Source organism: Synechocystis sp. LEGE 06083, assembly GCF_015207725.1.
GTDB lineage: Bacteria > Cyanobacteriota > Cyanobacteriia > Cyanobacteriales > Microcystaceae > Synechocystis > Synechocystis salina.
The window spans coordinates 1-9,435 of the sequence record NZ_JADEWJ010000146.1; the positions used below are offsets into that span (position 1 = coordinate 1).

The following is a 9,435-nucleotide window of genomic DNA, read 5'->3' on the forward strand; positions in this document are numbered from 1 at the left end:
CACTAGAGGGACGGGGCCTGGTCCTAGCTTCCGCTTCTCCATAGCCATCGGGACGACCACTGCGGGCATCATCGTCATAACCCCTCAGGCGGCGATTGTTACGGGCCACCGGCTCATCTTCCGGTTCCAATTGGTCCAATTCGGCTTCGGTATATACCCTAGTTTTACTCACCCGGCGATCGTCTGCGTAGGGGGCACTGCGCCTAGCCTGTTCGGTGGTGATGCCCCGTAAACGGATGGTTTCAGCGGCAAAAAACACAGTGGAGCCACTGAGTAATAATTGCCCAAACTGTAAAATCGGGTCTAGCCGCCAACCTTGGAACAGTAAAATTAATCCGCACAGTAGGCCCACAGCGGAGAAAAAGATGTCATAGTCCCGGGACACCTCCGGCCGCACCGAGCGCAGGAAATAGAGCCCCGCCCCGGCCACTGCGAGAAAAATACCAAGGATGCTAGCTGAATTGAGCCCGAAATTTACCATTACCCTGAAAGCTGATGTTTCTCTGCTCCATGGTAGCTGATTCTGTTAATGGCCGAAGGGGCCTAGATGTTGGCGATCGCCATTTTGATCTTTTCCGGTTCCAAAGCCTGGCCAATTACCACTAAGCGGGTTTGCCGGCTATCTACCTCTGTCCAGAGGCGATCGTAGAAATAATCAAACCGTGGCCCCACCCCTTGCAGCACCAGACGCATAGCCTTTTGGGGCACGGCGACAAAACCCTTAATGCGATAAATCTCATGGTTTTCCACTAAATGGGCTAGACCTTTGACCAACTGCTTGGGGTCAAACTCTCGGTCCAAGGCCACATAGACTGCATTAATATCCTCATCGTGGTCGTGGTCTTCCTCGTGGTCATGGTGACTAGGGCGACTATGGAGATTGTCTTCCACCGCTGCATTAAAGCCGAGGAGAACTGCTGGACTAATTTGCCCTTGGTGACAGGGCACCACTTTCACCCCCGTGGGTAACTGGTCGCCCAACCAGCTTTCCAGCCGTTGTTGCTCCCCATCCGCCAACAAATCGGTTTTGGTCAGCAGTACCATATCCGCACAGGCCAACTGGTCTTCAAATAATTCTTCGATGGGGGTTTCATGGTCGAGGCTATCATCGGCCTGCCGTTGCGCTTCCAACGCATCCAAGTCTCCCACCATGGCTCCCCTAGCCAGGGCATCCCCATCCACCACGGTAATCACCCCATCTACGGTGGCGCCGGTGCGAATTTCTGGCCAACGAAAAGCTTGAATGAGGGGTTTGGGTAGGGCTAAACCAGAAGTTTCCACCACAATGCAATCAATTTCCTCCCGCCGCTCCAATAAAGCCTGCATGGTGGGCAAAAATTCCTCCTGCACAGTGCAACAGAGGCAGCCATTGGCCAATTCGACAATTTTAGGGGCTTCATTAGAGATCTGATTACCGTCTTCGTCACACATTTGGCAACTGCGGAGAATGTCCCCATCAATGCCCACTTCCCCAAACTCGTTGACTAATACGGCAATGCGTCGTCCTTGGTTATTTTGCAATAGGTTCCTAACCAGGGTGGTTTTGCCAGAGCCGAGGAAGCCAGTGACTACGGTAACGGGGATTTTGTGCATAAATTTCGTAAAAATTTGTGAAAACTTGTAACAATTAGGATATGACCGTCTGGGGGCGGGTCTTTAAGTTTAGCGGTGGTTTTCCCCCCAAGGAACGGTCATGATAGATAAAGATTTTTCCCCCACTACGATTGTGCCCATGGCAATGCTCCTTTCCTCTCCCTCCAGTGATCCAGTGAAAACGGCGCCAATGGAACCAGTGGTGGCTATGGAGAATCTCAGTCACTTCTATGGCACTGGCAACCTGCGTAAACAGATTTTATTTGATATCAATCTCCGATTGGAGGAAGGGGAAGTGGTTATTCTCAAAGGGCCTTCCGGTTCGGGAAAAACCACATTGTTGACCCTCATGGGGGGATTGCGGTCAGCCCAAAGCGGGAGTTTGCGGGTGTTTGGCCAAGAATTAAATGGTGCCAAAAAACACGAGTTAGTCCAGATCCGCCGTCACATTGGTTATATTTTCCAGGCCCATAATTTGCTGGAATCCCTCACGGCCAGGCAAAATGTGCAGATGGCCATCGAACTATACTCCCAATACAATGACCATCAGGCTAAGGAATTGTCCATTGCTATGCTGGAGGCGGTGGGTTTAGGGGACCACATCAACTATAGTCCCCATAGTCTTTCTGGTGGACAAAAACAACGGGTGGCGATCGCCAGGGCTCTGGTTTCCCATCCCAAAATGATCTTGGCCGACGAACCAACGGCGGCCTTGGACAGTAAGTCGGGCCATGACGTGGTGGAGTTAATGAGAAAACTAGCCCGGGAGCAGGGGTCTACTATTTTGATTGTTACCCACGACAACCGCATTTTGGACGTGGCGGATCGGATTATTCAACTCGAAGATGGGCAACTTTGTGCTGATACGGGGGAGTGAAGATTAATTAACCAACCCTAAAAACTCAGCTAGAAGCTCAATATAATGAACACAACTAAATACTCAAATCAAATCATAGAGATACAGTAAATTCCGAATTGGCGTGACACACATAAAGCAGCAGTAACGCTCATTCTATAAAGAGTTTGCTGTGCCACTCAGACACCCCAACCGCTGTATTTAGGATTGGTAAATGCCTATTTACCAGGTTTTAATTTTGCTTTAATTTTCCTCAAAACTTTAGGCACAGAGACGTTACCAGGCAAAACCTGGGGAGGCAAAACAAGATAATTAAACTGAACTCACCAATGAACCCCTCGCCTTGGAACTTAGCAGTGATTGCATGACCCAGGATCCCTACCAAATTCTACTGATTGAAGACGATTCGGCCACGGCGACAATGGTTGAGAATTATCTGGGTTCGTCGACTATGTCCCCTTTGGCGGCCCGTCTGCCAGTGCAAACCACAGCGGTGTCGAATTTGGCTGAGGCGGTGGAAGTTTGCCAAGACCGCGAATTTGCCATTGTTTTATTAGATCTATTTTTATCGGAAATTCAAGGAATTGATACTCTAATTAAAGCCCGTACAATTTTTCCCGACCAATCCATCATTGCCTATAGCCAAAGTGAAGATGAGCATTTAGTTATTCAAGCTTTTCAGCACGGGGCCGATGGCTATTTACGACTAAAAAACCTAGACAGCTATTTGCTTTATTATGAATTGCTATCGGTTTTAGAAAGAAATATTTATCGCCGCAAGAGTGAAAATCAACGGAACTTAGCCAGCCAACAGAAGGAATACCGCGATCTGGAAACCCTAATTAGCTCCACCACCAGCGTCACCGCCCGGATGTTTGGCTCCGATACCATCAAAGACTCCTTTCCAGAATTGTTTGAAGAGTTGAAACAATCCTATGGAGAGTTGTTAGAGTTAGCGTTGGATCAACGGGCCTTTAGGATAGACCATAATCTGTCTGGTCGCTTGAGAAATTTAGCTGATCGCCTAGGTTTTATGAAAGCCAGCCCCAGGGATATTATCGAAATCCACACCACGACCCTCAAGGAAAAAAATCACAATATTAATGTGGTTAAATCCCAAGCCTATGCCGTCGAAGGCAGATTGATAGTATTAGAATTAATGGGATATTTAGCTGGCTTTTATCGCAAGTACTATGTCAGCTTAAATAATTTGAATATTTCCTCCCGCATTTCACCACGACTACCTTCCAAAGATAGTTCTTGACGTGTTAATGTTTTGTTGAGTAATCTGTTTTTTGATCAACTGATCATATCTTACTTTAACGAGATTACCAATCTGTTAGTTTATTGTTGTTTTTTCTTTAGATTCCCTTTGATTGAGGTTATTTATCCTAAGTTTATTGAGTTAGATTTGAGCAGTGGCCTTATTTACTATCAACGATAGGTATGAATAAGATTGTCTTAAGACTTTATATTACGGGTAATTCGGTGCGTTCTCAGCAGGCGATCGCCAATATTTACCGCATTTGTCAAGAAGATTTAGGTGATCAGTACAACGTTGAAATCATCGATGTATTGGAGCAACCCCAACGGGCGGAAGAGGAAAAAATCATGGTCACCCCCACCCTGATCAAACAATTGCCCCCTCCTCTGCAACGGATTATCGGTGATATGTCCAATACGGAAAAAGTTTTGCTGGGGCTAGAGGGCTAGACATTGTGCCCGAAGGTTTGCAGGTTCATTTCCCGGAGGATTGACAGCTATCCCCTAGGCGGTGGGCCGATATTAGGTGATGATTAAAAACTAGGGCGAGAATTTTGCCTCTTACATTTCTCTGGCGATCGCCAAAGCTCAAGTTTTTTCCTGATCTACCCCTCCATGTTGCCCAATTCCCATCAACGCCAAGCTGTCCAGGCTCTCTACAATACCTATCCTTTTCCCCCGGAACCCCTGTTACAGGAGCCACCTCCGGGTTATAACTGGCGCTGGCAATGGACTGCGGTGCACAATTTTTGTTTGGGGCGACGGCCATCTAACCAAAAAATTCGTATTCTCGATGCCGGCTGTGGTACTGGGGTGGGAACGGAATATTTAGTTCACCTTAACCCCGAAGCGACAATCCACGCCATTGACATTAGCGAAGGGGCGTTGCAGGTTGCCCAGGAAAGATTACAAAAATCCGGCGTGTGGTGTGACCGAGTAAGTTTTCAGCAGTTACCCCTCGAAAATGCCGCCAGCATACCAGGACAATTTGACTACATTAACTCCGTGGGGGTGTTGCACCATCTCCCTGACCCCATTGCAGGCATCCAAGCTTTGGCGGAAAAATTGGCTCCCGGTGGTTTATTCCACATTTTTGTTTACGCTGAAATCGGCCGTTGGGAAATCCAGCTCATGCAAAGGGCGATCGCCATTTTACAGGGGGAAAAACGGGGTGATTACCAGGATGGGGTAGCGGTAGGTCGACAAATTTTTGCTAGTTTGCCGGAATATAACCGTTTAGTGAAAAGGGAAAAAGAGCGTTGGTCCCTGGAAAATCATCGGGACGAATCCTTTGCAGATATGTATGTCCATCCCCAGGAAACGGACTACAACATCAATACATTATTTGAATTAATCGACTCGGCCGGACTAGAATTTTTAGGCTTTTCCAACCCCGACTATTGGCAACTTGATCGCCTGTTGGGTAAAGCGCCGGACTTAATGGAACGGGCCAAAAATTTGGGCGAAAAGGAACGGTATCGTCTGATCGAATTGTTAGACCCAGAAATTACCCACTACGAATTTTTCTTGGCTAAACCCCCCGTACAAATTAGTGATTGGGCTGACGATGGGGAACTTTTACAAGCCAAACCAGGGCTTCATCCCTGTATTACTGGTTGGCCCAGCCGCAGTTTATTTGACTACAACTATCAACCGTTGGAATTAACAGAGGCTGAATTTAAGTTTCTCCAAGAGGTGGAAAATTGCACTGACAGTCAAGCCAATGTGGCAACAATCCTCGCTAACCTAGGCGATCAATCCATCAATTTGGCATTGGTGCGGAGCCTACAAACTCGGCAACTACTGACCCTCAGCAAATCCTAGGATCTGTTTTAATGATTACCGATGCTCTGAAATTCGCAGACGGGGGCTAGGGACTAAAATTGAAAAGTCCCCCTGGTTGCACAGAGGAAATTGCCATGGTTCAGGCCGTTGATCATCCCAAGTCACTGCCTTTGAATATTCCTGAAGAACTGGCCTTGCAGGTTACGCCAGCACAATTTGCTGTTTTAGCGGCGGAGAATCGTGATTTAAGACTTGAACGCACAGCAACAGGGGGATTAATTGTGAATCCTCCCACTGGTGGCGAAACAGGTAATCGTAACGCCAAAATCATTACTCAACTTGGGGTATGGGGTGAAGCTAACGACACTTTAGGCATGGCGTTTGATTCCTCCACGGGATTTGAATTGCCCAATGGCGCTAACCGATCGCCGGATGCGTCTTGGGTAACGAGGGAACGCTGGCAAACACTTACTACTAAACAAAGACAGGGATTTATCCCCCTGTGTCCTGATTTTGTGGTGAAATTAAGGTCTCCAACCGATTCGCTGAAAAAACTGCAGGAAAAAATGCAGGAGTATATGGAAAACGGAGCTCAGTTAGGTTGGTTGATTGACCCCAAAAATCAGCGGGTGGAAATTTATCGTTCTGGTCAAGCGGTGGAAGTTCTGGAAAATCCCAGCACCCTATCAGGGGAAACTGTTTTGCCAGGATTTACCCTATCTCTGCAAAGAATTTTCCCTAGTTAATGGGATTAAAATCAGCCTTACAAAACTCCTTTGGAACTGGGAATAGTATCGGCCCGGCGGGGGTCAACTTCGATCGCCATGCGCATGGCCCGGGCAAACGCCTTGAAGGTGGCCTCGATAATGTGGTGGGAGTTAATGCCATCAAGCTGGCGGATGTGGAGGGTCATTTGACTGTGGTTAACCACCGCAACAAAAAATTCCCGCACCAGTTGAGTGTCGTAGGTGCCCACCCTTTCCGTCGGAATTTGTAGGCCATAGCTGAGGTGGGGCCGCCCAGAAAAATCCAACGTTACCTGTACTAAGGCTTCATCTAAGGGGGCAATGAAATGGCCAAACCGATTAATACCACGGCGATCGCCAAGGGCTTCAGCTAAAGCCTGGCCAAGGGTAATACCCACATCTTCGTTGGTGTGGTGGTCATCAATTTCAATGTCCCCAGTCGCGTTCACTTCCAGGTCAATCAAACCGTGGGAAGCAATCTGATGCAACATATGATCTAAGAACGGAACTCCCGTAGCCACATGACATAAACCACTGCCCATCAAATTCAAACTCACTCGCACATCCGTTTCTTTAGTGACTCGATGTACCGCCGCCGCACGAGGGGAAAAGTTGGGGACCAACAGGGAAGGGGTGGATGACTCCGGCATGGGGAAAATATGGGTGAAGTTGAGTGGCAATGGCTTTTTTTAGAACAGCCTTAATCCATTTTAAAGGTAAAGAGAAGATTGTCAGAAGTTAGAGAGTGTTTAAAAAGCTCTCTCTCTCTGCAACAGTTTGAAGGGAAGCTAGAGAAAAGTCCCCCAGAATTTTGATTGCTTTAGTGGGTTAATCAAGACCTTGCCAACCAGCCATTGGGAACGCAGATAAATCTAGAGTAGTTTCGGGTTGACCCACCTCACTTGGGGCCCGGCCAAGAAAAGGGGATAATATGCCCAGGTTATTTACTCACTAATTTCCCCCGCCATGATTGAGGTTGAACATCTCAGCAAAGTTTACGGTTCCACCACTGCGATCCAGGATGTGGACTTTTCGGTACAAAAAGGCGAAATTCTCGGTTTTTTGGGCCCCAACGGCGCAGGGAAAACCACTACCATGCGGATTTTGGCTGGCTACATTCCGGCCACTACCGGGACAGTGCGGGTGGCAGGGTTTGATGTCCATGAACAATCCCTAGCGGTGCGGAAACGCATTGGTTATCTACCGGAAAATCCCCCTCTCTATGGGGATATGACAGTGGAAAGCTTTTTGGGCTTTGTGGCTAGCATTAAGGGAGTTAAACCAGGCGATCGCCGCCAGCGGGTGACCTGGGCCATGGAACGGTGCCAGTTGACGGAAAAACGAAAAGTCCTGATTCGCAAGCTGTCCAAGGGATTTAAGCAACGGGTGGGCATTGCCCAGGCCATTGTCCATGATCCGGCGGTGATTATTTTGGATGAACCCACGGTGGGACTGGACCCAAAGCAAATTATCGAAGTGCGTAACTTAATTAAAAGTTTGGCAGAGGAGCACACCATCATCCTTTCCACCCACATTTTGCCGGAGGTGAGCATGACCTGTGACCGGGTAACCATCATCAACCAAGGGCGGGTGGTGGCCACCAATACCCCGGAAAATTTACTAGCAGATTTAAGAGGTAATCTCAGTTATCAGTTGGAGGTAGCTGGGGCAGAGGGAACGGCGATCGCCCGTTGTTTACAGTCCTTGCCCGGTGTGGAAGAGGTGGAGATTAAAAGCCATCCCCAACAGCAGGAACGTCAGCAAATTTTGGTGCGGAGTAATCAACTGGAGGAACTGGGGCAACAATTAGCCCAGGCGATCGTTACCCAGGGTTGGGATTTGTACGAAATGCAACGGCTACGCCCCACCTTGGAAGATGTGTTTTTAAATCTGATTACCAGTGAAGTGGTGGACGAAGAAACTGTGACGGAATCGCCCCAGGAAACACCAGAAGCTCAGGTTGATGATGATGAAAATCCGGAAAATGCTCAATAATCGCTATCGGCAACGCAAATTCCCTTGCATTTAATGCCATTACTGGCCGTGCGGCGACAATGGGGACAAAGGATTGGTTCTGACTCCGACGGGCTGGGTGATGAGCCTTGGCGATCGCCAGTTTGGGATGTGGTTCTATCTGAATGATCAGTGGCGGAGACTACCATGAAATGAGCTAAGTGATACTGTTTGGGCTAGGTTTCGCTTCTACCATTGTGCCAAGGGATGAATTTTCTCGCAGGGGTGCCTAGTCGGATTCTTTTTTCTCCTGGGTTTGGTTGTGACGATTAAGATCGTTAGTGTAGAGACTAACCAGGCGGGCAACGAAAATTACTGAATACATTTGACCGATAACCGCCTCCATATTGGACAATCCCATGGCAATGGAATCTGTGGGGAGAATATCGCCGTAACCCAGGGTGGTCAAAGTCGTAAAGCTAAAATAGAGCAAGACGAAATTGTTAATTCCATCACTTTGTAATTCGTTAAAATTGGTAGGGGAGATAATATAGGAGATCCGGTAAAGTAAAAACCAAAAGACTCCAATCAGTAAATAAACACTGATAGCTCCCAGTAAAATATTTTGGTCGACTTTTTGAGCCTTGTTCAATTGTTGGCTAATGGTAATCACCGCCGCTCCGAAGAACACCGCATAGACTATATCTGCCCAAGTAAATAGTCTTTGGGAAATGGTTGGGTTACTAATCAACAAAGTTAATAAATCACAGCCCAAGGCGATCGCCACCAGTCCCCGTAGAAAAGTTTTCCAGAGAGAGCTAATGGCCATATTTTTTACCATTACCAGAATGGTCACCGTAAACAAGACGGAAGTAATAACTCCTCCTATTTGCGTTTTCACAAACATGGCAAAAAGCAGTAATGAAACAATTGACCAAAAAAGATTACGGTAATGCCAGTTATCAAGATTTTTTGGTCGATATTTGCCAAACATAAATCCCCAGCCCAAAAGCCATTAAACGCCTAATCAACATTGATACAGGCGGCGGCCATTTGTAAAGCGAGCAAACGACTTTCCAAACGATGATGGGGAGATAGTTGCGCCAACACCGGCAACCTTTGCAAGCGAGCTTGGACTTGACCCTTAGCCCCCACCAAAAAAACTTCCCGTTGCTTAGCTAATGCATCTTTGAGCATGGTTTCGATCGCCAATAGGGCGGTGATGCCAAGGCGGGGTAC

Annotated in this window: 11 protein-coding genes; 6 read left to right on the plus strand and 5 right to left on the minus strand. The window is 47.7% G+C overall.

Features of this window, described 5'->3' with window-relative positions; all coding sequences use genetic code 11:
* Together IQ219_RS11930 and cobW are read right to left on the minus strand one after the other, a co-directional pair.
* Positions 1-481 (minus strand): Ycf66 family protein (locus IQ219_RS11930; protein ID WP_194072744.1); only part of this gene is annotated, 481 nt, incomplete at its 3' end.
* Positions 482-543: 62 nt separating this feature from the next.
* The gene (gene cobW / locus IQ219_RS11935) at positions 544-1,593 is read right to left on the minus strand and encodes a cobalamin biosynthesis protein CobW (RefSeq protein WP_194072745.1); all 1,050 of its coding nucleotides are present in this window, start codon (positions 1,591-1,593) and stop codon (positions 544-546) included.
* Positions 1,594-1,732: 139 nt separating this feature from the next.
* Here cobW and IQ219_RS11940 point away from each other — a divergent pair, with 139 nt between their 5' ends.
* The 5 genes from IQ219_RS11940 (at position 1,733) to IQ219_RS11960 (ending at position 6,243) form a co-directional block, all read left to right on the plus strand.
* A complete protein-coding gene (locus tag IQ219_RS11940; protein ID WP_194072749.1) occupies positions 1,733-2,470 on the plus strand; it encodes a DevA family ABC transporter ATP-binding protein in 738 nt (245 codons plus the stop codon).
* Between the two features lie 322 nt (positions 2,471-2,792).
* Positions 2,793-3,713, plus strand: coding sequence for a response regulator (locus IQ219_RS11945; protein WP_228017008.1), 921 nt, complete (start codon positions 2,793-2,795; stop codon positions 3,711-3,713).
* Between the two features lie 182 nt (positions 3,714-3,895).
* Positions 3,896-4,162, plus strand: coding sequence for a circadian clock KaiB family protein (locus IQ219_RS11950; RefSeq protein ID WP_228017010.1), 267 nt, complete (start codon positions 3,896-3,898; stop codon positions 4,160-4,162).
* 165 nt (positions 4,163-4,327) lie between these two features.
* Positions 4,328-5,536, plus strand: a complete 1,209-nt coding sequence (locus tag IQ219_RS11955) for a bifunctional 2-polyprenyl-6-hydroxyphenol methylase/3-demethylubiquinol 3-O-methyltransferase UbiG (protein WP_194072746.1) — start codon at positions 4,328-4,330, stop codon at positions 5,534-5,536.
* A gap of 95 nt (positions 5,537-5,631) precedes the next feature.
* Entirely contained in the window at positions 5,632-6,243 is a 612-nt protein-coding gene (locus IQ219_RS11960) for a Uma2 family endonuclease (RefSeq protein ID WP_194072747.1), read from the plus strand.
* Between the two features lie 17 nt (positions 6,244-6,260).
* On the opposite strand, the gene hisB is transcribed toward IQ219_RS11960, so the two are convergent.
* A complete protein-coding gene (gene hisB / locus IQ219_RS11965) occupies positions 6,261-6,893 on the minus strand; it encodes an imidazoleglycerol-phosphate dehydratase HisB (protein ID WP_194015693.1) in 633 nt (210 codons plus the stop codon).
* A 316-nt stretch (positions 6,894-7,209) separates the two neighbouring features.
* Here hisB and IQ219_RS11970 point away from each other — a divergent pair, with 316 nt between their 5' ends.
* Complete coding sequence (locus tag IQ219_RS11970) at positions 7,210-8,238, plus strand: ABC transporter ATP-binding protein (RefSeq protein ID WP_194072748.1); 1,029 nt, start codon at positions 7,210-7,212, stop codon at positions 8,236-8,238.
* Between the two features lie 247 nt (positions 8,239-8,485).
* On the opposite strand, the gene IQ219_RS11975 is transcribed toward IQ219_RS11970, so the two are convergent.
* Positions 8,486-9,103, minus strand: a complete 618-nt coding sequence (locus IQ219_RS11975; RefSeq protein ID WP_228017012.1) for a potassium channel family protein — start codon at positions 9,101-9,103, stop codon at positions 8,486-8,488.
* Positions 9,104-9,219: 116 nt separating this feature from the next.
* Positions 9,220-9,435, minus strand: a 216-nt coding sequence (locus IQ219_RS11980) for an STAS domain-containing protein (RefSeq protein WP_368667605.1), incomplete at its 5' end; no start/stop codon positions are given.

Bases quoted from the DNA above. Each gene is read 5' to 3' on its own strand.
- IQ219_RS11955 (WP_194072746.1), top strand. From the start codon at position 4,328: ATGTTGCCCAATTCCCATCAACGCCAAGCTGTCCAGGCTCTCTACAAT.
- IQ219_RS11975 (WP_228017012.1), bottom strand. From the start codon at position 9,103: ATGTTTGTGAAAACGCAAATAGGAGGAGTTATTACTTCCGTCTTGTTT.
- IQ219_RS11970 (WP_194072748.1), top strand. From the start codon at position 7,210: ATGATTGAGGTTGAACATCTCAGCAAAGTTTACGGTTCCACCACTGCG.
- IQ219_RS11940 (WP_194072749.1), top strand. From the start codon at position 1,733: ATGGCAATGCTCCTTTCCTCTCCCTCCAGTGATCCAGTGAAAACGGCG.
- IQ219_RS11960 (WP_194072747.1), top strand. From the start codon at position 5,632: ATGGTTCAGGCCGTTGATCATCCCAAGTCACTGCCTTTGAATATTCCT.
- hisB (WP_194015693.1), bottom strand. From the start codon at position 6,893: ATGCCGGAGTCATCCACCCCTTCCCTGTTGGTCCCCAACTTTTCCCCT.
- IQ219_RS11950 (WP_228017010.1), top strand. From the start codon at position 3,896: ATGAATAAGATTGTCTTAAGACTTTATATTACGGGTAATTCGGTGCGT.
- cobW (WP_194072745.1), bottom strand. From the start codon at position 1,593: ATGCACAAAATCCCCGTTACCGTAGTCACTGGCTTCCTCGGCTCTGGC.